The sequence below is a fragment of the Polaromonas sp. genome, from assembly GCF_030682935.1.
Taxonomy (GTDB): domain Bacteria; phylum Pseudomonadota; class Gammaproteobacteria; order Burkholderiales; family Burkholderiaceae_C; genus Polaromonas.
Genome location: NZ_JAUXNA010000244.1, coordinates 1 through 22,302 on the forward strand (window position 1 = coordinate 1; position 22,302 = coordinate 22,302).

General features: G+C 60.5%; 26 protein-coding genes and 1 pseudogene. 16 read left to right on the plus strand and 11 right to left on the minus strand.

Annotated features, from left to right (window positions below):
* Window positions 1–271: 271 nt before the first annotated feature.
* Entirely contained in the window at window positions 272–1,948 is a 1,677-nt protein-coding gene (locus tag Q8K05_RS11225) for a long-chain fatty acid--CoA ligase (RefSeq protein WP_370868833.1), read from the minus strand.
* 433 nt (window positions 1,949–2,381) lie between these two features.
* Here Q8K05_RS11225 and Q8K05_RS11230 point away from each other — a divergent pair.
* From Q8K05_RS11230 to Q8K05_RS11250, 6 genes and pseudogenes are all read left to right on the plus strand, one after another.
* A pseudogene (locus Q8K05_RS11230) lies at window positions 2,382–3,284 on the plus strand (PAS domain-containing protein); the annotation flags it as partial.
* A 54-nt stretch (window positions 3,285–3,338) separates the two neighbouring features.
* The gene (locus Q8K05_RS18870; protein WP_370868834.1) at window positions 3,339–3,623 is read left to right on the plus strand and encodes a PAS domain-containing protein; all 285 of its coding nucleotides are present in this window, start codon (window positions 3,339–3,341) and stop codon (window positions 3,621–3,623) included.
* A complete protein-coding gene (locus Q8K05_RS11235; RefSeq protein ID WP_305246700.1) occupies window positions 3,620–5,260 on the plus strand; it encodes a response regulator in 1,641 nt (546 codons plus the stop codon). Before Q8K05_RS18870 ends, Q8K05_RS11235 begins: the two co-directional genes overlap by 4 nt.
* A 12-nt stretch (window positions 5,261–5,272) precedes the next feature.
* Window positions 5,273–5,686, plus strand: coding sequence for a response regulator (locus tag Q8K05_RS11240; protein WP_305246701.1), 414 nt, complete (start codon window positions 5,273–5,275; stop codon window positions 5,684–5,686).
* Window positions 5,683–7,266, plus strand: coding sequence for a response regulator (locus Q8K05_RS11245; protein ID WP_305246702.1), 1,584 nt, complete (start codon window positions 5,683–5,685; stop codon window positions 7,264–7,266). Before Q8K05_RS11240 ends, Q8K05_RS11245 begins: the two co-directional genes overlap by 4 nt.
* A gap of 93 nt (window positions 7,267–7,359) precedes the next feature.
* Window positions 7,360–7,509: a hypothetical protein gene (locus Q8K05_RS11250; protein WP_305246703.1), complete on the plus strand. Its 150-nt coding sequence runs from the start codon at window positions 7,360–7,362 to the stop codon at window positions 7,507–7,509.
* A 15-nt stretch (window positions 7,510–7,524) separates the two neighbouring features.
* Here Q8K05_RS11250 and Q8K05_RS11255 read toward each other — a convergent pair whose 3' ends face one another.
* The gene (locus Q8K05_RS11255) at window positions 7,525–7,887 is read right to left on the minus strand and encodes a DUF4148 domain-containing protein (protein ID WP_305246704.1); all 363 of its coding nucleotides are present in this window, start codon (window positions 7,885–7,887) and stop codon (window positions 7,525–7,527) included.
* A gap of 156 nt (window positions 7,888–8,043) precedes the next feature.
* Here Q8K05_RS11255 and Q8K05_RS11260 point away from each other — a divergent pair, with 156 nt between their 5' ends.
* From Q8K05_RS11260 to Q8K05_RS11300, 10 genes are all read left to right on the plus strand, one after another.
* Complete coding sequence (locus tag Q8K05_RS11260) at window positions 8,044–8,724, plus strand: heavy metal response regulator transcription factor (RefSeq protein ID WP_305246705.1); 681 nt, start codon at window positions 8,044–8,046, stop codon at window positions 8,722–8,724.
* Window positions 8,721–10,178: a heavy metal sensor histidine kinase gene (locus Q8K05_RS11265; protein WP_305246706.1), complete on the plus strand. Its 1,458-nt coding sequence runs from the start codon at window positions 8,721–8,723 to the stop codon at window positions 10,176–10,178. Before Q8K05_RS11260 ends, Q8K05_RS11265 begins: the two co-directional genes overlap by 4 nt.
* A 186-nt stretch (window positions 10,179–10,364) precedes the next feature.
* A complete protein-coding gene (locus Q8K05_RS18875) occupies window positions 10,365–10,457 on the plus strand; it encodes a CopK family periplasmic copper-binding protein (protein ID WP_370868832.1) in 93 nt (30 codons plus the stop codon).
* A gap of 244 nt (window positions 10,458–10,701) precedes the next feature.
* Complete coding sequence (locus Q8K05_RS11270; RefSeq protein ID WP_305246707.1) at window positions 10,702–11,115, plus strand: hypothetical protein; 414 nt, start codon at window positions 10,702–10,704, stop codon at window positions 11,113–11,115.
* A 58-nt stretch (window positions 11,116–11,173) separates the two neighbouring features.
* Window positions 11,174–11,575, plus strand: coding sequence for a hypothetical protein (locus Q8K05_RS11275; protein ID WP_305246708.1), 402 nt, complete (start codon window positions 11,174–11,176; stop codon window positions 11,573–11,575).
* Window positions 11,576–11,583: 8 nt separating this feature from the next.
* Entirely contained in the window at window positions 11,584–12,777 is a 1,194-nt protein-coding gene (locus Q8K05_RS11280; RefSeq protein WP_305246709.1) for a TolC family protein, read from the plus strand.
* Window positions 12,778–12,818: 41 nt separating this feature from the next.
* A complete protein-coding gene (locus Q8K05_RS11285; RefSeq protein WP_305246710.1) occupies window positions 12,819–14,213 on the plus strand; it encodes a multicopper oxidase family protein in 1,395 nt (464 codons plus the stop codon).
* A 45-nt stretch (window positions 14,214–14,258) separates the two neighbouring features.
* Window positions 14,259–14,759 carry a plastocyanin/azurin family copper-binding protein gene (locus Q8K05_RS11290; RefSeq protein WP_059757899.1) on the plus strand — a complete coding sequence of 167 codons (501 nt, stop codon included), beginning with the start codon at window positions 14,259–14,261 and terminating at the stop codon, window positions 14,757–14,759.
* A gap of 18 nt (window positions 14,760–14,777) precedes the next feature.
* A complete protein-coding gene (locus Q8K05_RS11295; protein ID WP_059757896.1) occupies window positions 14,778–15,137 on the plus strand; it encodes a copper-binding protein in 360 nt (119 codons plus the stop codon).
* Between the two features lie 107 nt (window positions 15,138–15,244).
* A complete protein-coding gene (locus Q8K05_RS11300) occupies window positions 15,245–15,742 on the plus strand; it encodes a DUF411 domain-containing protein (protein ID WP_059757892.1) in 498 nt (165 codons plus the stop codon).
* Window positions 15,743–15,775: 33 nt separating this feature from the next.
* Here Q8K05_RS11300 and Q8K05_RS11305 read toward each other — a convergent pair whose 3' ends face one another.
* From Q8K05_RS11305 to Q8K05_RS11345, 9 genes are all read right to left on the minus strand, one after another.
* Window positions 15,776–16,510: an SRPBCC family protein gene (locus tag Q8K05_RS11305; protein WP_202813960.1), complete on the minus strand. Its 735-nt coding sequence runs from the start codon at window positions 16,508–16,510 to the stop codon at window positions 15,776–15,778.
* Window positions 16,511–16,527: 17 nt separating this feature from the next.
* The gene (locus Q8K05_RS11310) at window positions 16,528–18,936 is read right to left on the minus strand and encodes a heavy metal translocating P-type ATPase (protein WP_082708856.1); all 2,409 of its coding nucleotides are present in this window, start codon (window positions 18,934–18,936) and stop codon (window positions 16,528–16,530) included.
* A 62-nt stretch (window positions 18,937–18,998) separates the two neighbouring features.
* On the minus strand, window positions 18,999–19,355 hold the full coding sequence (locus Q8K05_RS11315; protein WP_059757883.1) for a YHS domain-containing protein: 357 nt from the start codon (window positions 19,353–19,355) through the stop codon (window positions 18,999–19,001).
* Between the two features lie 19 nt (window positions 19,356–19,374).
* The gene (locus Q8K05_RS11320) at window positions 19,375–19,815 is read right to left on the minus strand and encodes a hypothetical protein (protein ID WP_088178792.1); all 441 of its coding nucleotides are present in this window, start codon (window positions 19,813–19,815) and stop codon (window positions 19,375–19,377) included.
* Between the two features lie 113 nt (window positions 19,816–19,928).
* The gene (locus tag Q8K05_RS11325) at window positions 19,929–20,174 is read right to left on the minus strand and encodes an SHOCT domain-containing protein (RefSeq protein ID WP_157648652.1); all 246 of its coding nucleotides are present in this window, start codon (window positions 20,172–20,174) and stop codon (window positions 19,929–19,931) included.
* A gap of 49 nt (window positions 20,175–20,223) precedes the next feature.
* Window positions 20,224–20,838 carry an SRPBCC family protein gene (locus Q8K05_RS11330; RefSeq protein WP_305246711.1) on the minus strand — a complete coding sequence of 205 codons (615 nt, stop codon included), beginning with the start codon at window positions 20,836–20,838 and terminating at the stop codon, window positions 20,224–20,226.
* A 59-nt stretch (window positions 20,839–20,897) separates the two neighbouring features.
* Window positions 20,898–21,548, minus strand: coding sequence for an isoprenylcysteine carboxylmethyltransferase family protein (locus tag Q8K05_RS11335; protein ID WP_059757873.1), 651 nt, complete (start codon window positions 21,546–21,548; stop codon window positions 20,898–20,900).
* On the minus strand, window positions 21,545–21,844 hold the full coding sequence (locus tag Q8K05_RS11340) for a DUF2933 domain-containing protein (protein WP_059757865.1): 300 nt from the start codon (window positions 21,842–21,844) through the stop codon (window positions 21,545–21,547). Before Q8K05_RS11340 ends, Q8K05_RS11335 begins: the two co-directional genes overlap by 4 nt.
* A gap of 50 nt (window positions 21,845–21,894) precedes the next feature.
* On the minus strand, window positions 21,895–22,302 hold a 408-nt coding region (locus Q8K05_RS11345), incomplete at its 5' end, for a multicopper oxidase domain-containing protein (protein ID WP_305246712.1).

A 22,302-nucleotide genomic window follows, 5' to 3' on the forward strand; every position in this document is an offset into this window, starting at 1 on the left:
GCAGCCGCCAGCCAGCCAGCGGCTTTCCATGCGGGGGTTGACGGGTACTGGAGGAAGGTGGGGCCATGCGTGCGGGCAGCGTTCGGTTCGCGCTGCGCTTGTTGAGTTCGATCGGATCAGCAGAATAACCCAGTCAGGCGACTAGCCCACCAAAGAACAGGCTGTTTAAAATCGCAGCCGGCTGCAATATTGCTACGTTTTTAATAGCTACTTAAGTCCTGAAAATAAGGGCTAGAGTGCTACTTCTCTCATAGCTTTCTTGCATCCAGGGTCAGGCATCGCCGGTTTCGGCTTCCTGGAGTGCGCGCCACATCACCTTGCCCGAACCGCTTTTAGGCAAAGCCTCGACAAACTGCACCACCCGCGGGTACTTGTAGGCGGCCATGTTGTCTTTGCACCAGTTGATGATGTCGGCCTCCGTGGTCTGACCCCTGGCGGCGGCGCGTAGCACCACCACGGCCTTGACCGATTCGCCGCGGTAGGCGTCGCGGGTGGAGATGATGCAGGCCTCCTGAATCGCCGGGTGCCTGAACATCAAGGCTTCCACTTCCGCCGGCCAGACCTTGAAGCCCGAGGCATTGATCATGCGCTTGAGCCGGTCGGTGAGGAAAAAATAGCCCTGCTCGTCCACATGACCCAAATCGCCGGAACGGAAAAACCGCTTGCCGTCCCGTTCGATGAAAGCGGCCGCCGTGGCTTCAGGCTGCTTCCAGTAGCCCCGGAAATTCTGCGGCCCGCACATGATGATCTCGCCCTGCTCACCCTGCGGCATTTCCTCAAGCGTCAGCGGGTCGATCACGCGCGCCTCGGTGCTGATAAAGGGTACGCCCAGGCACTGCTGCTTGGTGGCGTCGGGCGGGTTGCTGTGCGAAGGGGCCGCCGTTTCCGTCAGGCCATAGCCTTCGGCAAAGCGCAGGCCATACTGTTCCCACAAGCGCTGGGCCACGGCTTGCGGCATGGCCGCGCCGCCACCGCCGATATAGACCAGACTGCTCAGATCAAAGCTGGCAAAGTTCGGACTGCCCAGCAGGTCGATCACCATGGTCGGAATGTTGGTCCAGTGGGTCACGCGAAAGCGCGAAATCAGGCCGCCCGCCAGCTCGCGGTCCCAGCGCGGCATGATGACCAGCGTGGCGCCGCCGTAAATGGTCGCGTGCATCACCGACACCATGCCGGTGATATGGAACATCGGCACCACGGACAGCACCACGTTTTCAAACGTGCTGTTGCCCCACAGGCAACTGCCCACTGCGTTGTGCATGAGGCTGGCGTGGGTGTGCATGCAGCCCTTGGGCAAGCCGGTGGTGCCGCTGGTGTAGGGCAGCACGGCCAGCTCCTGCGGCCCCACCGCATGCGCAGGCAGATCGTCGCTGCCACGGTCTGGTTCTAGCGCATCGGCCCAGCGCATCACCGCGCCGCCTTCCAGCACAGGCAGCGCGTGCCGGGTGCCGAGCCAGTCGCGCCAGGCTTCGGGCAGGGTGCCGTTGCCGTCATCCTGCGCAGTCACATCAAAAGCATCGCTGTAATGCGTCACGATCAGGTGCGTCAGGCGTTCTGGCGGCGCCAGCTGGTCGCTGGCTCTGACGAGTTCAGGCGCCAGGTCGGCCGACGTGATGGCGACTTTGGCGTCCGGGTCGGTGATGTAGTGCTTGAGTTCCTCTGCCCGGTTCATCGGGTTGACCGGCACCACCACGGCATTGGCGCGCAATATTGCGAAGTGCGCAATCACCCACTGCGGACAATTTTGCATATTGAGCACCACCCGATCGCCCTTCCTGACGCCCAGCCGGTGCAGCGTGGCGGCCAGGCGCTCGGCCTGCCGGAGCACTTCGGCGTAACTGAGCACGCGGTCAAAAAACACCAGCGCAGGCTTGTCAGGAAAACGCAGCGCGCTGACCGCCAGGTTGTGCCACAACGAGGTCGCGGGCGGGGTGATGCTGCGCGGCAGGCGCCTGGGCCAAAACGGGTAGTGAAGGTCATGGCGGGCGGGCGCAGCCGGCGGCGCGTGATCGGCAGGAGAAAGAAGGGACAAGGAGCACTCCAGGTAAAACTAGCTGCCCTACAGCCTACCAAGAGTTGGCGCAGTTCATATCCGGGAAGTTCCGGATAAAACAGTGTCGCCTGAGGGACCGCGGCCGGCTTGTTTGATCAGGGCGGGAGCGGGTTCAGGCGGCAACCGGAGCGAAAGCCCTGGCGCCGCAATCTCCTTCATTTACAGGAGAAGACTGTCAATAAACTGTTAACCTTCGTTCAGGCATGGCTTTGGCGCACTTTGTGTGCCGGCCGCCTGCGAACCAGTGGTTTTCCGAACGAAAGTGTTTATGCCGATTACCGCTTACGTAGAGGGCGCTGGCGAGAAGCCGAGGAGCCTTGACGGCGTCATGGAATTTCGGCAACAGGAAACACTGCTCAAGGCAGGTGCGCTCCAGGACGCCATTTTCAACAGCGCCAACTTCTCCAGCATCGCCACCGACGAAAAGGGGGTGATACAGATTTTCAACGTGGGCGCTGAACGCATGCTGGGGTATGCAGCGTCCGATGTCGTCAACCAGGTGACGCCGGCCGACATTTCGGACCCGAAGGAGTTGATCGCCCGAGCTGTGGCCCTGAGCCGGGAGCTCGATACGCCCATCACGCCGGGCTTTGAGGCGCTGGTCTTCAAGGCCTCGCGCGGCATCGAGGACATCTATGAATTGACCTACATCCGCAAGGATGGCAGCCGCTTTCCGGCGGTCGTGTCGGTCACGGCGTTGCGCGATGCGCAAGAAAACATCCTCGGCTATTTATTGATCGGCACCGACAATACCGCCCGCAAGCAGGCAGAAGAGGCACTTCTTAAAGCAGGGGCCTTGCAGAACGCGATCTTCAACAGCGCCAACTTCTCCAGCATCGCCACCGATGAAAAAGGCGTCATCCAGATTTTCAATGTCGGCGCCGAACGCATGCTCGGTTACGCAGCCGCTGACGTCCTGAACAAGATTACGCCGGCCGACATTTCCGATCCGCAGGAAGTGATAGCGCGCGCCAAAAGCCTGAGCCTCGAACTTGCCACCCCGATCACGCCGGGTTTTGAGGCGCTGGTGTTCAAGGCCTCGCGCGGCATCGAAGATATTTACGAGCTGACCTACATCCGCAAGGATGGCAGCCGCTTCCCCGCCATCGTCTCGGTCACGGCACTGCGCGATGCGCAAGAAAACATCCTCGGCTATTTATTGATCGGCACCGACAATACGGCCCGCAAACAAATCGAGGCGGCCCAGGCGCTACTTGATCAACGGCTGCGCGACCAGCAGTTCTACACCCGCTCCCTGATCGAATCGAATATCGACGCGCTCATGATGACCGACCCGCAGGGCTACATCTCGGACGTGAACCAGCAGATGGTGGCGCTCACCGGGCGCACGCGCGATGAGTTGATCGGTGCGCCCTGCAAGAATTTTTTTACCGACCCGGTGCGGGCCGACGCCGCGATCAAACGCGTTCTCACCGAGAACAAGGTGAGCAACTACGAACTGACCGTGCGCGCCCAGAATGGCGAAGAAACAGTGGTGTCCTACAACGCCGCGACCTTCCACGACCGCGACCGCAAGCTGCAAGGCGTGTTCGCGGCGGCGCGCGAGTGACCGAGCGCAAGCGCTTCGAGCGCGCCTTGCAGGAAAAAAATATCGAGCTGGAGCATGCCAACCGCATGAAGTCGGAATTCCTGGCCACCATGTCGCACGAGTTGCGCACGCCGCTGAACGCCATCATCGGCTTTTCCGAGGCGCTCAAGGATGGATTGATGGGCCAGATGAGCGAGACCCAGCAGGAATACATCGGCGATATTTTCACCAGCGGGCAGCACCTGCTGTCCCTGATCAATGACATACTGGATTTGTCGAAGGTCGAAGCGGGCATGATGACACTCGAGCTGGAGGCGGGCGACTTGAACAGCCTGCTGTCGAACAGCCTGTCTATCGTCAAGGAAAAGGCGGCCGCCCAGCGCATCCATCTCGAACTCGAAATAGCCGACGACCTGGGCCTGCCCCAGCTGGACATGCGCAAGACCAAGCAAATTGTCTACAACCTGCTGTCCAATGCCGTCAAATTCAGCGCCAACGGCGGACGCGTGACCTTGAACGCGCGGCGCGTCTCGCGCAGTACCGTTGGCACGCTGTCCGGCGCCTGGCCAGTGCACAGCTTCCCCCTGGCCGACAACGAGTACAACGAATTTCTCGAAATAGGCGTCAGCGACGGCGGCATCGGCATTTCGAAGGAAAACATGGCGAAACTGTTCCAGGCCTTCAGTCAAATCGACAGCAGCCTGGCGCGTAAATTCGAGGGCACCGGTCTGGGTCTGGCGATGGTCAAGCAACTGGCCGAACTGCACGGGGGCACCGTCGCCGTGGCCAGCGCAGAGGGCGAGGGTTCGCGCTTCGCGGCCTGGCTGCCGCTGCGCATGCCGGCTCAAGACGCCCCCACCCTGCCCCACAGTACCGACGCTGCGGCCCCGGCTGCAGCCGAGCCGACGGGGCGCATTGCGCTGGTGGTCGAGGACGACGACCTGGCGGCTGACCTGGTTCGCCTGCTGCTCGAAGCCGAGGGCTTTACCGTCTTGCGCGCTGCCAGTGCCGAGGACGCCCTGCTGTTGGCGCCGCAGCAAACCATCAGCTTGATCACGCTGGATATTCAGCTGCCCGGCATCGGTGGCTGGGAGTTTCTGCTGCAGCTACGCGAAAGCAGCACGCTGGCCCATGTGCCGGTGGTGATTATTGCCGGCGTGGCCGACAGTAATATGGCGCTGACCTGTGGCGCCGCCGCCGTACTGCAAAAACCGGTCAGCCGCGCCCAGCTGAAATTCTCTCTGGCCAATCTGGGCCTGCATCCAGCCGAGGAACACACTCGCACGGTTCTGGTCGTGGATGACGATCCCAAAGCCGTCGAAGTGATTGCCGCGTTCTTGCCGGCCCCGGCCTACACGGTCGTGCGCGCCTATGGCGGCGGCGAAGCGATCACTTTGGCGCAGCAGTTGCGGCCGGACCTGATGGTGCTCGACCTGATGATGCCGGAAGTCAGCGGCTTCGATGTTGTTGAAGCGCTCCAGCGCAATACCGATACGGCGCGCATCCCTATCCTGGTGGTGACCGCCAAACAGATCACGGCACAGGACCGCACTGCGCTCAATAACAACTCGGGCAAGCACATCCACTTTGTCGGAAAAGCCGGATTCGACCATGTCCAATTTATCAACGAGGTAAGACGGGCCTTGCGGCCACATTAAAGAAGGCGCCAGATGGCCAGAATACTGATCATTGAAGACAACGCGGCGAACATGAAGCTGGTCTGTCTTCTGCTGCGTAACGCAGGCCATGCGGTGCTGTGCGCCGTCGATGCCGAGACCGGCTTGACGCTGGCGCGCGCCGACCAGCCCGAGCTGATCCTGATGGACATCCAGCTGCCCGGCATGGACGGCCTGGCAGCGACGGCCCTGCTGAAACAGGATCCGGCCACCGCCGCCATTCCCGTCATTGCGCTGACCGCAATGGCAATGAAAGAAGACCAGGAAAAGACCCGGGCAGCCGGTTGCGACGCGTATATCGCCAAGCCCTTGCGCTACCAGGAACTGTATGCAGTAATCGACACCCTGCTGGTCAAGAGGGAGCCGCAAGCGGCCAGCCAGGCAAATCCCCTTCATCAGCCACCATGACCAGCGCCCCCGCCACCATCCTCATCGTCGATGACGAACTCCCGGACCGCAAGCTGCTTGAAGCGCTGCTGCGGCCCGAAGGGTATCTCACGCTCAGCGCCGCCAATGGCGAAGAGGCACTGGCCTCGGTTGCGCAGCGCGCGCCGGACCTGATTTTGCTCGACATCATGATGCCGGGCATGGACGGCTACCAGGTGGCCAGCCAGCTCAAAGCCAACCCCGCCACCGCGAATATTCCGATCATCATGCTGACCGCGCTCATCGACCACAGCGCCCGCCTGGCGGGTCTGGATGCCGGGGCGGAAGAGTTTTTGACGAAACCCGTTAACCGGGCCGAATTGTGGTTACGGGTGCGCAATCTGTTGCGGTTAAAAGAATATGGCGATTTTCTCAAAAGCCATAGCCGCATCCTCGAAGAACAGGTGCAGGCGCGCACGGCCGACCTGCAGCGCTTCCGTACGGCGATGGACGCCACCGCCGATGCGATTTTTCTGACGAACCGCAGCACCATGCGCTTTGTCGAGGTCAACGCGACTGCCTGCGCCATGCTCGGCTATACGCGCGAAGAGTTATTCCAGATGGACCCCGCGCAGTTAGGCGCGGTTACGCATGAACAGCTGGAGCGCGCATACGATGCCATCATCGCTGGTCCCGCGACGAACGAGTTGACGGAAACCCGCGTGCGGCGCAAGGATGGCTCCCAGTTGCAGGTAGAAGTGCATCGACAGGCCCAGCGCGCTGGCGCGGACTGGATCATTGTCAGCGTGCTGCGCGACATCACCGAGCGCAAGCAGTCGCAAAAAGAAATTTTGCGACTCAATGCGGAGCTGGAAGAGCGTGTGCGGCGGCGCACAGCGCAGCTGCAGGCGGCCAACCAGGAGCTCGAAGCTTTTTCGTATTCTGTGTCACACGACCTGCGCACGCCGCTGAGCGTCATCGGCGGATTCAGCGGCCTGCTCGGCAAGGAAATCGGTGCCAGCACGGCGAGTGTGCGCAGCAAGCATTACCTCAATCGCATCAACGCCGGAGTCAAGCAGATGAGTGAGCTGATCGACGCCTTGTTGTTGCTGGCTCAGGTCTCGCGGATCAGCCTGCGCTGGGACAGCGTTGATCTGAGCGCCATGGCCGAAACGGTACTGAACGGTTACCGGGAGCGCGAGCCCGACCGGGTGGTTCAATTTGATATCCAGCCTGATCTGGTGGCCCAGGGTGACCCACGCCTGCTGCAACAGGTGCTGGAAAATCTGCTGGGTAACGCGTGGAAGTTCAGCAGCCAACAGCCGCAAACCAGCATCGCTTTTCAGTGCGTAACCAGCACGGATGGCGAGACCGTGTATTCCATGCAGGACAACGGCGCGGGCTTTGACATGGCTTTTTCGGAGAAGCTTTTTGCTGCTTTCCAGCGGCTGCACACCGTGTCGGAATTCGCCGGGACCGGCATTGGCCTGGCCACTGTGCACAAAATTGTGACGCGCCACGGCGGCAAGATCTGGGCCAAGTCCGCCCCGGGCCAAGGCGCTACGTTTAGCTTCACGCTGGGTAGGCCGCCCCTCTGGCCGTCGCTGCCTGATAACGGATAGCCACCCAAAACGCTCCAGTTTTTGTAGCTAACAACACCCGCAGACAATGGGCCTTCCTGGGATGGGTTGTAGGGTCAGGCCACGGCAGTCATCTTGCGCATCTCTCTGGACGTCAGCCCTGCTATCAAGGCGGCAGGTGCAGCCACCACCAGCCCGGAACTCCCCGAAAACAGGACCGCAGCGGCCAGCAACGTATTGATCTTTATCTTCCTTCATAAAAACTTCTTACGTGTGTTGGATTGATGGCCGGCGTGGTGCTTACCGCGAGTACAGTTCACGATGCAGTTGCCGTTCGGCATCCGTCATCGCCAGGCTGGGCTTTGGGGTGTCGTGTGCCATGCTATCCGCATGGACAAGCTTGCCGCCCTGAAACGCGTAACTGTGCCGAGGAGCGATATATCCAGTATCGGTGTTGACTATCTTGTCCTCGTCAGCTGCGACCGGATTCTTGCGGAAAGCTTCTAACTCTTTCTGTACGTCCGCGCGACTTTTCGTGCTTGTGCTGGCATGGAACTCAAAGCCTCGTTCACCACTAACCCAGGTGGCGCCGCTGCTCGCAAATGCGGCGGGAACAGCGGCAAGAACCAAGGCTGAGGCGAATACGGTTTTACGAAAGAACATGGTCAAACTCCTTTAATATCATCTGTGTTGTGTTGTCCCAATCTTCGGAACAACCGCGAAGCAAACTCTGCATCACGGTTCCCAATGTAGAAGCCTGACGGCAACACCACGCTGACCCGCAGATTACGAATGTGTCATATACGAAGGGAATCCATTTTGAAGATTTTGGTGATTGAGGATGAACCCAAGGCTGCGGAGTATTTGCGTCAGGGTTTAACGGAAAGCGGCTACGCCGTTGAGGTGGCCCACAACGGAACGGACGGCCTGCACGCGGCGGCCAATGGTGATCATGCCCTGGTGATTCTGGACGTCATGCTGCCAGGCATCGACGGATTTGCCGTGCTGTCGGCGCTGCGCACCTCCAGGCAAGTGCCTGTCTTGATGCTCACCGCCCGCGGCAAGACCGACGACATGGTGCGAGGCTTCGACCTGGGAGCTGACGACTACCTGGTCAAGCCGTTCCAGTTTCCGGAGCTGTTAGCGCGGGTGCGCGCTCTGCTCAAGCGCGGCCAGCCAGTTACGAATGATCCTGTCTTGCGTGCTGCCGATCTGGAAATCGATCCAGTGCGTCACCGCGCGACCCGTTCCGGCCAGCGGATAGACCTTTCCGCCAAGGAGTTCGCTTTACTGACCCTTCTTACCCAAAAAAGTGGTGACGTACTCTCGAGGACGCAGATTGCGTCGCTTGTTTGGGATATTCACTTCGACTCGGACACAAATGTTGTCGAAGTGGCCATCAGGCGGCTGCGCGCCAAAATTGACGACCCGTTTGACGAAAAACTCATCCACACCGTGCGCGGCGTCGGCTACGTTCTTGAACGCCGGGTTACGTCGTGACACAACGTACGCGACCCAACCTGTGGGCCCAAAATTCACTGGCGACACGAATCGCGTTAATCAGTGCTTTTTTTGGCCTCGTCATTACGGGCGGGGCCATCGTGGTGGGGTTTTACGCGCTGTCACAACAGCTTGACGCACGTTCTACCGAAGAGCTGAAGGGAAAGCGCGACCTGCTGCTGCATGTATTGTCTGAAATGCCGTCACCTGAAGCAATTCTTCAAAACAGGCACAGGTTTGGAGATTTACTGATTGGCCACGATGATCTGCATTTGGCGCTGGTTGACCCATCCAGCGGAGAAATGGTGGCGAGCTTCTCCGAGACCGCGGAGAAATCGCCGTCTGCATTGGATGCCAGCCAGGTCATCAATTCGTCTATTTATGCATGGAGAGCACCAAACGGTGAGCGACTAAATTCAATTCAAGGTGTAACTCCGGTCGCAAATGGAAAGTCAGTGCGTTATTACCTGTCTTTGGACCGGCGACATGACAGCAGGTTACTTGGAGGTTTTATCAGTACCACTTTGGTTGCCTGGCCAGTGCTGCTGCTCGTCGTCGCGCTTGGCGCTTGGCTCATCGCGCGCACTAGTTTGGCCCCGCTACGGCAATTCCATCGATTAGCCGCATCCATTGGAACTCAATCGCTCAGCCACAGAATATCGTCTTCGGGATTGCCAACGGAACTCTACGAGCTCGCGGAGGAATTCAACAACATGCTGGAGCGCATTGATGAAGGCTACAAAAGACTGCAGGAGTTTACCGGCGAACTTGCCCATGAGATGCGCACCCCCGTTGCAACGCTTTTGGGGAGAACGCAGGTCACCCTGTCCCACACACGCACAGTCGCTGATCTCCGAGAAGTACTGGAAGGCAATGTCGAGGAACTTGAACGCCTGTCTCGCCTGATTTCGGACATGCTCTTCATCGCCCGCGCAGACCACAACGAAAATCCGCTTGAACGTGAGCCGGTCGAACTAGACCGAGATGCCCGGCAGGTAGCAGAGTATTTGTCGCTGATTGCGGAGGAACGAGGATTAACAGTTGACATAACAGGCGCAGCAACTGTCATGGGTGACCGCCTGTTAGTACAACGCGCAATTACAAACCTGATGTCCAACGCGATTCGCCATGCCCGTGCGAATTCCAAGGTGAGCGTGCTGATTGCCATAGAAAATGGAAGCACTACCTTGGCGGTGATCAACGAGGGCGACACTATCGCGCCCACACACTTGGAGCGCATCTTCGACCGTTTTTACCGCATTGACTCTGCGCGAGCGCGGCTCGATGGAGGCGCGGGCCTAGGCTTGGCGATTGTGCGATCCATCATGACGGCCCATGGCGGACGCGTAAGCGTGCAAAGCCTGACGGACGGACGGACGACTTTCACGCTGTCATTTCCATCGGGATTTACTCCTCCGCTTAAATCATCACGATCTCACATATCAAAATCGTAATGTTCTGGTCAGACCGCTGTCTGCCATCGAGCGCTACATTGGGGTCAGTGATGCAGCGCTTGCGTCATAGGCCCTGCGGAATACTTAGGGCCCTATTGCGAATCACCAAAAAAGATTCCCGGCACATCTATTCGTAGAACCATTATTGCACTCGGTCTTGTTCCCCCCGGTCTGTCTGCCCTCGCAATGGAAGATAAACTTGGACGTTCTTTCCGCATCAAAGAAGGAGAAATCATGGGAACTACGGATGGAAAAATCAATCACCATGATAGGCGCTGAGCTTGCTAGACGTTCCAACGCCATGCGGGCGCACATGAGACACTGGAACTAACTTCTTGAACGTTGGACTAAGGCATTGCAGTGATAGATTTTTGCCATGCCGAACAGACCGAATGAATTCATTAGTTACCAAGGTTAAGCGCAGGGTAAATACATCTTCGTCGTCTCATCCGGCCTTTAGCGTTATGCAGCCCTGCAATATAAAATGAACTTTTTTTAAACACATCTCGCCTCTCATCACTTCATGCGCCATCTGTTCCTCATCATCCTGATCGCCCTGCTGCCCTTGCGCGGCTGGGGCAGTGACGCGATGGCGACCGGGATGCTTGCTACCCAGGTGCAGCAAACCGCAACAAAAATAATAGCGGACCACGCTCATGAAGCCGGTACGCAAGCGCATTTTGACCCCGAAACAGTGGTGGCAGAGGCGGCTTGGACCGCAGCCGACTGCGCAGGTCATGCTTCTGGCGGAAAAACTCACGCAGCAGATACACACTGCGAATCCTGCAGCGTCTGTCAGGCCTGTCATAGCGTCGCATTATCCCCAACGGCAGCCGATGTAACCGCTGCGTTCAAGCTGCACACACTACCCCGCACGGAAGTTGCCCAATTTGCCAGTGCCGAAACGGCACTCGGCCAAAAACCGCCCATTTCCTGACGCCCAGGCCCGTAGTGGGTCTGTACTTGCTTGCGGCACGGTCTTTTCCAAGGCTGACTTGCCCGAATACGTGCGATTTCCCTCAATCGCCCCGCTTGTATTTAAGGAGATTTTTTTGAACGTCCGTTTTATTTCAAAGTCACCCGCGAGGCTGGCGCTGCTCGCCGTACTGGTGCTGCCGGCAGCGGCCAGCGTCCAGGCCGCGCCCTACCCCCAGCTTGACCCTCAAGCTACCACGCAGGCGGCCCACCCGGAAACGCCGGTTCCAGCAGCGCTCTACCGCTCGGTATTTGCAGACCTCCCCACTGGCGTGGAAAAAACCAGCATTGACTGGAAAAAAGCCAATGCTGATGTGGGCCAATTCAAGAGAGGCCATGCCGACCTTCTGAAATGGGAACAGGAACAGGCCAAGGCACAGACCCAAAGCTCATCCGGTCCATCCAGCCCACCCACTCGCTAAAGCGCACCATGAAAAATTTTTTGAACACCCGCGCAACCCCGGCATTGCGCCTGAGCGCCATGACTGCGCTGCTGCTGGCCTTCACGGGGCAAGCGCTCGCTGCACCTGATGCGGATGGGGGCGTGACTGGACTGCAGCAACTTCTCACTGGCAAGCTGGTGGGTTCAGGCGACACCCGCGCCCCGATTGCCCGGCCAGGCGCAGACCCAGGCGCCATGGTCAACGAGTGGCTGAAAGCGCCCCTTACCGCCGAAGCGGCCGTGCGCATCGCCTTGCTCAACAATCCGGGGCTGCAGGTGTCGCTGGCCAGCGCTGGCGTGGGGCTTTCAGACGCTGTGAGCAGCCCGAGCCTGGCCAGACTCAAGGCGCAGCAGACCATCACGCGGCTGTCCGCCGATGCGCGCAAGGCATGGATAGAAGCCGTTGCTGCGGCCCAAAGCGCACGCTACATGCTGGAGGCCAAAGAAGCAACAGAAGCCGGAGGCGAGCTGGCAAGGCGCATGACGCAGGTCGGCAACATGAGTAAATTGCAGCAGGCACGCGAGCAGGTCATGCTGTCTGATGCGGCCGTGCAACTGACCAGAGCGCAGCAGACAGCGTTCAATGCGCGCGAAAAACTCATCGTCACCCTGGGCTTGTGGGGCCCGCAAACCCGGTTTGAGCTACCCAGCGAACTGCCTGCGCTGCCGCCCCAGGCGCAGGACTTGCCCGACATCGAAACCCGTGTCCTCAAGGAGAACGGGGATCTGCGCCTGGCGCAAGCCCAATGGCAACGCAAGCTGGCAAACCCACGCCCGGCCAGCGCCGACGCCTTGTGGGACGCGATGGGCGACGCAGCCACTGTACGCGAACTGGCCATCAAAACGCGCAGCGAAGCACGGCAGACCTACAACAACTACCGCACCGCTTACGACCTGGCCCGGCATTACCGGGACGAGGTAGTGCCGCTGCGCAAGTTCATCAATGACGAGGTGGTGCTGCGCTACAACGGTATGCTGCTCAGCGTGTTCGACCTGCTGGCCGACACCCGCGCGCAAGTGCTTGGCGCCAACAGCGCCATTGAAGCCCAGCGTGACTTTTGGTTAGCCGAGGCCGACCTGCAAAGCGTGCTGGCTGGCGTACCTGCGGAAATTGCTTCCGGCGCTTCGGGGGCACGCAGCGCCGGCGGAACCGCTGGTGGCGCTGCCGCGGCTGCGCACTGAACCCCAGCAAAACCAAAAAATAAAAAACCAAGGATTTTCCAATGAATCGACGTCATTTTTTTAACGGTGCCGCGCTCACGGCGGTCGCAGCGGCCTCGGTCAGCCGGGTCGCCATGGCCGCCCTGCCTGAACCGGTCATCATGAACCATGCCGATACCGCGCCGCCCCTCACCCCGCAAACCGGGCGGCCCTACAACCCGGTAGTCACACTCAATGGCTGGACCTTGCCCTGGCGCATGAACAATGGTGTGAAGGAATTTCACCTGGTGGCCGAGCCGGTGGTGCGTGAAATGGCACCCGGCTTCAAAGCCCACATGTGGGGCTACAACGGCCAGAGTCCCGGCCCCACGATTGAAGTGGTGGAAGGCGACCGGGTGCGCGTTTTCGTGACCAACAAGCTGCCCGAACACACCAGTATTCACTGGCATGGCCAGCGCTTGCCCAGCGGCATGGACGGCGTGTCAGGCCTGAACCAGCCAGCCATTCCGGTGGGTAAAACCTTTGTCTATGAGTTTGTGGCCAGGCGCCCCGGCACCTTTATGTACCACCCGCATGCTGACGAAATGACGCAGATGGCGATGGGCATGATGGGTTTCTGGGTGACCCACCCCAAAGGCAAACACCCGCTGATTGACGAGGTGGACCGCGACTTCGTGTTCCTGCTCAACGCTTACGACATTGACCCCGGCACCATGACGCCCAAGATCATGACCATGACGGACTTCAATCTGTGGTCATGGAACAGCCGGATTTTCCCGGGTATAGACACACTCAATGTGCGCTTGGGCGACAAGGTGCGTATCCGCATTGGCAACCTCACCATGACCAACCACCCCATCCACCTGCATGGCCACGAGTTCAAGGTCACAGGCAGCGACGGCGGGCCGTGGCCCATGGCGGCACGCGCCCCCGAAGTCACCACCGATGTGGCCGTGGGCCAAATGCGGCAAATTGATTTTCTGGCCGACGAAGAAGGCGACTGGGCGTTTCATTGCCACAAGAGCCACCACACCATGAACGCCATGGGCCACGCCATTCCCACCACGATTGGCGTGGACCATCGCGGCCTCGTCAAAAAACTGCAAAAGGTCATGCCCGACTACATGATGATGGGCGAGCGCGGCATGGCCGACATGGGCGAGATGGAAATGCAGATCCCCGAAAACACCGCACCGATGATGACCGGCACCGGCCCTTACGGCGGCGTGGAAATGGGCGGCATGTTCAGCATCCTCAAGGTCCGAAAAAACCAAAAGCCTGGCGACTACAAGGACCCGGGCTGGTACAAGCAGCCGGCCGGCACCCAAGCCTATGAATGGACAGGCGCACTGCCCGATCCTGCGCGCATGAAGGCAAGCAGCACAGCCATGCCGGCAACCGCAGGCCCCGGCACCGAAGTCCAAATCCGTAAACCCATGGGCACCATGGCCCACTAATCCATCAACCCATCAACCCAGCAACCCAGCAACCAAGGAAATCTCTTGAAAAATACTATCAAACTCATCGCTGCTTGCGCAGTATTGGCGAGCGCCACAAGCACTTTTGCAGCCGGCAGTCACGGCGGCGGGCATGATGCGCCAGTCATCGGTAAACCCGGTGTCGCTGGCAAGGTGACCCGCACCATCGAGGTGGACATGAGCGACACCATGCGCTTTACTCCCGCCAACATCAGCGCCAAGCAGGGCGAGACGATCCGCTTTGTGGTGAAGAACACCGGTCAGCTGAGCCACGAGTTTGTGCTGGGCACGGCAAAAGACCTCAAGGCGCATTACGAAGTGATGAAAAAGAACCCCGAGATGGAGCACGCAGACGACAACATGCTCACCGTCAAGCCCGGACAGACCAGTGAGATTCTGTGGCAATTCACCAAAGCGGGAACCGTTGATTTTGCATGCCTGCACCCAGGACATTTTGAGGCGGGCATGAAAGGCAAAATCGCCGTTTCACCCACCAAACGGAATGCCGAATTGGCTTCCAGATAAACACACGAAAGAAAAACCATGAACATTCTTAAAAACTTCGCCCTCGGCGCCCTGCTGGCCACGACCACCCTTGCTTCTACCAGCCTGTTGGCTCAACCCGCCATGGACATGAGCGGGATGAAGGAAAAAGGCATGAGCATGGATATGAAGGGCATGGAGATGAGCAACGGCGAGGTGAAAAAAATTGACACAGAAGCGCAAAAAATCACCCTCAAGCACGGCGAGATCAAAAACATGGATATGCCGGGCATGACCATGGTTTTTAGAACTCAGGACCCGTCTCTGCTGGACAACATCAAAGTCGGAGACAAGGTCAAATTTAACGCTGAAAAACGCGAAGGTTTCATCGTTGTCACGGCGATTGAAGCCATCAAGTAATTTGACGGCTTGGGGTGCGCCTGCGGCAGGCAGAGGCATCGTCCTCGGCCGCAGCGCCCCCGCCAATCAGTTGTCCATTAACTCCCAGCTCACTCAAGGAGAACCTGATGAAAAGACGTTTTCTTATTCAAGCCCTCGCCAGCCTGGCTGGCGCTTCAGCCCTGCCGCCCAGCCTTATGGCGCAAACCAAACCGCTGGTAGAGGTCTGGAAAGACCCCGACTGCGGCTGCTGCCAGGACTGGATCAGCCACCTGGAAGCCAACGGGTTTCGGGTCAAGGTACAAGGCAGCGGCAACACGGCCGCACGGGCCCGGCTGGGCGTGCCTGACAAACTGGGCTCCTGCCACACCGCGCAGGTCGGCGGCTATGCCCTTGAGGGCCATGTTCCAGCCCGCGACATTCACCAAATCCTGAAGGAGCGCCCCAAGGCCGTTGGTCTTGCAGTGCCGGGTATGCCTGTCGGCTCACCAGGCATGGACGGGCCCGCCTATGGGGGGCGCAAAGACCCGTATGACGTGCTGCTCGTGCTTGAGGACGGCAACTCCCGTATCTATCAGTCTTATCCCTCAAGCCAGTTGCAAGCGCCTAAAAAGAAGTCATCATGAAATCCTTGTGACTTGAGTGCAAGGCGCAAACCATCAAAAAGCTCTCGCAGCATCTCTGACCATGCGCGTCACGCACCAATTCGCGTAGGCATCGCCCAGGATTCTTCCGAGCCAGCGTTCCGGAATGCCGGACGGAAGGTTGTAGTCGATCCAGACGCGCAGATGGGTCTTGCTTGCCTTGGGAGTCAGTTCAAAGCCCATCCGGTATCCGCCAATCACCAGCAAGCGCGGTTCACCACGGGTTTCCCAGGTTTTCCGAAAAGGTGGCCTGTATTCGCTCACCGTCTCCTCGACGCACAACGAAATACCCAGGATTCGTCCGTTCATGCGTATCAAAGAGCCGACGGCCTGGCCCTGTTGACTGTCCGTCTCGATCTTCATCGTGGCGCCGGCCGTCATCAGCGACGGCTTTTCCATATGCGCAGTCAGCCGCCTGTGGTCGTCCAGGAACGCGAACACGGCCTGGGGACTGGCAGCGATAGCGGCTGCAGCCTCCCGATGGAACCGAAACAGCGGACTCACAACCGGCGCCGTCGCAGGTGCAATACATTGCCGATCCCTGGCGGCGCGCTGGTGGCGTTCATCGAGCATGACCTCGATGGCACCCCACAGGATCATCGCCGGACAGACCAGCAGGAGCGCGGCCAGCAGAGCGCCCCAGAACGTGAAGCCGAACAGCATCAGCACGACCGCCGCCAGCAAGATACTCAGGACCGGACACAGCCAGAGCCAGCGGTCGGCAAAGCGTGTCTTGAGACCACCTTGCATGGTGCTGCCTTCCTGTTTTACCGCTGCTCGAGCTTGACGCGCTTGAGCAGGGCCGAGTTGATGATGACCGACAAGGACGACAGCGCCATCGCCGCTGCGGCAATCATCGGGTTGAGAAATCCCAGGGCGGCAATCGGCACGCCGATGCTGTTGTAGATGAAGGACCAGAACAGGTTCTGCTTGATCGTGCGCATGGTCGCGCGCGACAGACGGATGCCAGCCACGACGTCGCGCACATCACTGCGCACCAGGATGATGCCGCCGGTTTCCTTGGCCACGTCGGACCCGGAACCGATGGCGATGCCGATGTCGGCCGTGGCCAGGGCCGGCGCATCGTTGACGCCATCGCCGACCATCGCCACGACCCGGCCCTGCGCCTGCAAGTCCTTGATCACCTTGGCCTTGTCGGAGGGCAGCACGTCGGCGATGACGCGGTCAATGCCGAGCAGGCGGCCGATGGCGGCGGCGGTGCGCTGGTTGTCGCCGCTCAACAGGATCACCTGCACTTTCTCGGCCTGCAGCGCGGCGATGGCCTCCTGCGCCTCCGGCCTCACCGTGTCGGCGACCGCAATCACGGCCACCAGGCGTGCGCCGCTGGCCAGCAGCATGGCGGTCTTGCCATCGGCCTCCAGGCGTTCCATCTCGGGCTGCACTTGAGCGATGTCCACCCCTTCGCGCTGCATCAGCCGGCGGTTGCCCAGCAGCACGGGCTCACCATCGATGCGGCCCTGCACCCCATGGCCGGGGACCGAATCGAAACCCTCAACGGTCGCTGGCGCGACGCCTGCCTCACGTGCGCCGCGCACGATGGCCTCGGCCAGCGGGTGCTCCGAACCGGATTCAAGGCTCGCGGCCAGCCGCAGCGCCTGCTCTTTCGTCCACTCCGGCCGTACCAAGACGTCAGTGAGGGCGGGCTCGCCACGCGTGAGCGTGCCGGTCTTGTCGAAAACGACCGTGTCGAGTTTCTGCGCCTTCTCAAGAACCTCGGCGCCGCGGATCAGGATGCCGGCCTGCGCGCCGCGCCCGACGCCGACCATCAGCGCGGCGGGCGTAGCGATGCCGAGCGCGCAGGGGCAGGCAATGATGAGTACCGCGATGAAGGCCAGCAGCCCTTGCGGGAAATTGCCAGCCAGCCACCAGCCGGCGAAGGCCAGGAATGCCGTGCCGACGACGGCCGGCACGAAGTAGCGCGTCACCTCGTCGGCGATGCGCTGGATCGGGGCACTGCTGGCCTGGGCATCCTCGACCATCTTGATGATCTGGGCCAGTGCGGTCTCAGTGCCCACGCGCGTGGCCTGGAAGCGGAACGAGCCGGTGCGGTTCAGCGTGCCGCCGATGACCTTGGAGCCGACCTGCTTTTCGACCGGCATGGACTCGCCGGTGAGCATCGATTCATCAACCGCCGAGGCGCCCTCCAGCACCACCCCGTCGGTGGCAATGCGCTGCCCCGGACGCATGACGACGGTTTCGCCGACCATCACACTCTCGGCCGGCACCTCCATCTCGACCCCCTCGCGCACCACCTGGGCGGTGGCGGGCTTCAGGTCGAGCAGCTTGCGTACGGCCGCGGAAGAGTGCTTCTTGATGATCTCCTCCATGTACTTGCCGAGCAGCACAAAGGCGATGATGACGGCGGAGACTTCGAAATACACTGCACGCTCATCGATCTCGACCGGCAACACGTCGGGGAAAAACACCACGGCCACACTATAGAAATAGGCCACCGAGGTGCCCATCGCGATGAGGAAATCCATGTTGATGCGGCGGCTGCGGATGGCGTTCCACGCGCCCTTGTAGAAGCTCCAGCCGCCGATGAACTGCACCGGCGTCACCAGCAGAAACAGCCACATACCCCAGGTGAACCAGGGCAGCGCCGAAACCGGTGCCCAGCTGACGATGGTGGCACCGGTGGCCAGCGCAAGGAACGCGCCGGCCCGCATGATCGCCAGCGCCAGCACCCCGGTCAGGGCGATCGCCACGCGCGTGCGCATCGACTTCAGCTCCTGCTCCGGCGACTCGAAGGTACGCTGGCAGCCGACGCTGCAGAAATAGTAGCTGCGTCCGCCACGCTCGGAGCGTAAAGCACTCGCCTTGTCAACCATCATGCCGCAGATCGGATCCTTGGCCTGGCCTTGCAGTCCGCGACGCAACGCGGCTTGCATCGGCATACCGTGATCGGGCGCCGTCGGGGCCAGGGCGGATATCGGCGCGCCAGTGGCATCGGGTACCAGGGTCGCCGCCGCCGTGCCTATGTACTTCTTGGGGTCGATCTCAAACTTGTGCTGGCAATCTGTGGAACAGAACAGGTACAGCTTGCCATCAAACTCCAGGCGGGCCGCCGCCTTGTCGGCTTGGACGCTCATCCCGCAGACCGGATCAACGGCCGAGGTCGGGGCGGCAGGTCTAGTGGTGCTCTCGGTGTTCATGGTCTTGTTCTTTTCAGGTCTGGTGTTGATCGAGTTAGGGGCAAGGCAGCAGGCGCAGTTCCTCAGCAGCACCCGCCGTGGTGGTCATGCCCGGCGGCCTTGTCACCGTCTTTTGGCACCGTGGCGTACTGGTCCGGCGCTGCCTCGAAACGGTCACGGTTCTCGCGCGACTCGAAGTAATAGGCGCGGCCCTGGTAAACCGTCGCTACCGCCGATGTCGGATCGACCGGGCGTCGGCTGACGGGGTCGGTGGCCGGGGCGGATTCGACGGGCGTGTCCACACTGCCTTGCCGGTCATGCCTGTGCTCCGGCTGAGCGGGTCGGCCACCGGAGCCACAGCCCATGCCGCCGAAGCGCATGAACAGGATCACGCCCACCAATAACAGCAGATTGATCCAGTTCTGTGTCAGCCATTCCATACGCTTCTCCTTCAGTGGGTCAGAGCTGCCAGCGAAATGTCCGGGGTGCGGATTCACCCGGCCGGGTGATGCTGAGTTCGATCGTACTCGGCCGCGGCGCCGGAACATCGAATGCCAGCACACCTTCACGGTGATGGCCACCCGGTGGCGCGCCGAGCCAGCTCACGGGCTTGAACGTGCGGCCGTCGTCGGTCGTCAGGGTGGCGCTTTGGGTCAGGTCGTCGCTCAGGTCGGCACTGTGGGTGTCAAGCACGATGGTGAATTCCCACGGCTTGTCGGGCGATCCGATCAACTTCGGCGTCACCTTGACAGTCACCCCTAGCTCACTCGACGACTGCGTGGTCGTCGCATTCGCGCTGGCTTGCGCCAGTGCGGCCAGGGGCGCAGCCACCACGCCGAGCGTGGCCGCGAGGATCCAGCCGCCGATCCTGACGTGATGGAAATTCCGTACTAAAAACATGATTTACTCCTTTGCCGTGGTGGGTGCGAACACCCGTTGGATATTGCTCGGTACCCACACTCATTCGAGGACACGGCGGTGGCGCTGAAAGACGTGGCGCGAGCCACGGATACTCAAGGCAGGTCTCCAGACGATCTGGCTTGTAAGTCGTCGCGTTTTCGAAGGAATTCCTCGCGGCCGATTTTTCCGCTGGCATAGGCCAGCTCCAGTATTTCAAGCGCGCTCTTGTCCGTGCCCGCCTTGAACCGCTCGAAGAAAACCTTGATTGAGACAAACAAGAGGACGAACGGCAGCAGCCATAACGCCAGCATCACAATCCAGCCACCCAACATCCAGACACCGTGGTCAAACCCGTACATACCCTGCTCCTTGGAAAAATACACGCTTATGCATGCGTTGAACACCGCTTCATCGGTACGCCTCTGATCCGGACTTCCCGGATTGCGCAGAAGCCGCGCGCCGCGTCATTTCGTTGGCGACACCCACGAGCTTGCTCCTGACGTCCTGCCCCATCATGGCCGTGCCGATCAAGGGCGGCACCCAGAAACCCGGAACGATGCTGGCCCGATAGATCAGCAGCGTCGCATCGTCCTGCGCCTCGATGCGCCACTCGCCGGACTTGCTTTTTAGAGTGCCGCTGACAGCGGAAAAACGGATCGCCTCAAGCGGTACTTCCACGATTCGCACGACAACCTCGATCGGCAAGGTCAGCCACAGGAACCCTGACTGTCCCGTCTGCTGGAGCAGCAGTGGCGCACCCGGCTCGCTCACGATGCGACTGATTTGCAGGCCCGGGACGAAGCGCGCAAGATTGTCGTAGTCGGTCAGGACCTGCCAAGCGATGTGATGGTGCACGTCAACGCGCAGTTTGGCATCAATGCGGATCGTGTCTGCATCGCGCTCGATCCTGACATCGCGTTCGGCCAGAGCGTCAGCGCTGAACCACAGCAGGCACAGCGCCAGCAGGTGCGGAAATGCCGCTCCGGCGGAACGCACAGACAGCGCGCGCCATGCTGCGAACACAGCCTCGCCTGGATACCACCGCGTGAAAGTCCAAGCGTAGCCCATATTGAACGAAGCACTCAGCCCGCGGTTGAACCTTGACCCATGCGGGGGAAGAACCTGGGGGTTCGCCGGGCATAGCGCTCAAAGGCATCTCCGAACCGGGTGCGCATCTGCGCTTCTTCAGTGATGGCCAGACGCCCATACATGACCAGCAGAATCGGGAACATGGCCAGGGTGAGCAGCGTCGGCCACTGCAACAGGAAGCCAAGCAGGATCAGCACAAAGGCCACGTATTGGGGGTGGCGAATCCGCGCGTAAGGCCCCGTGGTGGCCAGCGTGTTGCCGCGTTGCGCTTGATACAAAACGTTCCAGGCGCTGGACAACAGGTAAAAACCGAAGCCCAGGAAAACATAGCTCGCGATGTGCAAGGGTCCAAAGTGGGCGTCTCCCTGCTCGCCCAGCAGCGTTGACCACAGGTGACCGGCGTTGTGGGAAAGCAGGTCGGTGCCCGGGAACCGGGTCTGCAGCCAGCCGGACATCACATAGATGGTGAGCGGAAAGCCATACATCTCGACAAAGAGCGCGACGATAAACGCAGCGAATGCGCCGAAAGTTCGCCAGTCCCGTGCGGTCTGGGGCCTGAAGAAGCTGAAGGCGAACATCAGGAAGATGGCCGAATTGAGGAAGACAAGCGTCCAGAGTCCGTAGGCCGGGGCATCAGGGCTCATGGCTGTTCTCCGGTCCCGGATGCCGGTGGGGCCGCCGTGTCCGGGCTTTTGTTGCTCCCGTGGTGGCCCGCATGAGCGCCGCCATGGCGTCCATGCCCGCGATGCATGAACACATGCATCAGCGGGCAGGCCAGAACCAGCAGGAACGGCAGGGCGCCGAAAAAGTGGGCGCGATGCTCGGTGAGCAGGAAATACGCCGCGATAGCGCCGAACACGAGCAGGCCCAGTCCGTAGCGGGAGCGCCAAAATGGCGTGGCGCCCGGAAGGCAGGGCTGAGAACTGTGCTTGTCGTCCATGGAAATCTCCAGGGAGAAGGGTGTGACGCCGGCTCACCGAGCCGGTGTCATCAACCCTTCACGCGAAAGTTGATCATCATGCCGCCATCTTCGTGTTCCAGGTTGTGGCAATGGAAGACGTAGGTCTGGTCACCGGGGAAGTCGTGGGCGAAGTCGATCGCCACCCGCACCGTTTCGCCGGGCCAGACCAGCACGGTGTCCTTCCAGCCGAGGTCGCTCACGGTGCGGCCCTGGCCGAAACGCGCCGTGGCCGCGACCTGGGGCGGGCTGCCGATGCGTTCGAGCACCTGGAACGAAAAACCGTGGATGTGCATCGGGTGCGGCATGCCCATGGCCGGGTTGCTGATGTTCCAGATTTCCACCGCGCCGCGCTTCACGTCGAACGCAATCTCGTCCATGCGGAAGGTGCGCCCGTTGATCAGAAAGCGCATCTGCCCCATCGACAGTTCGATCTTGCG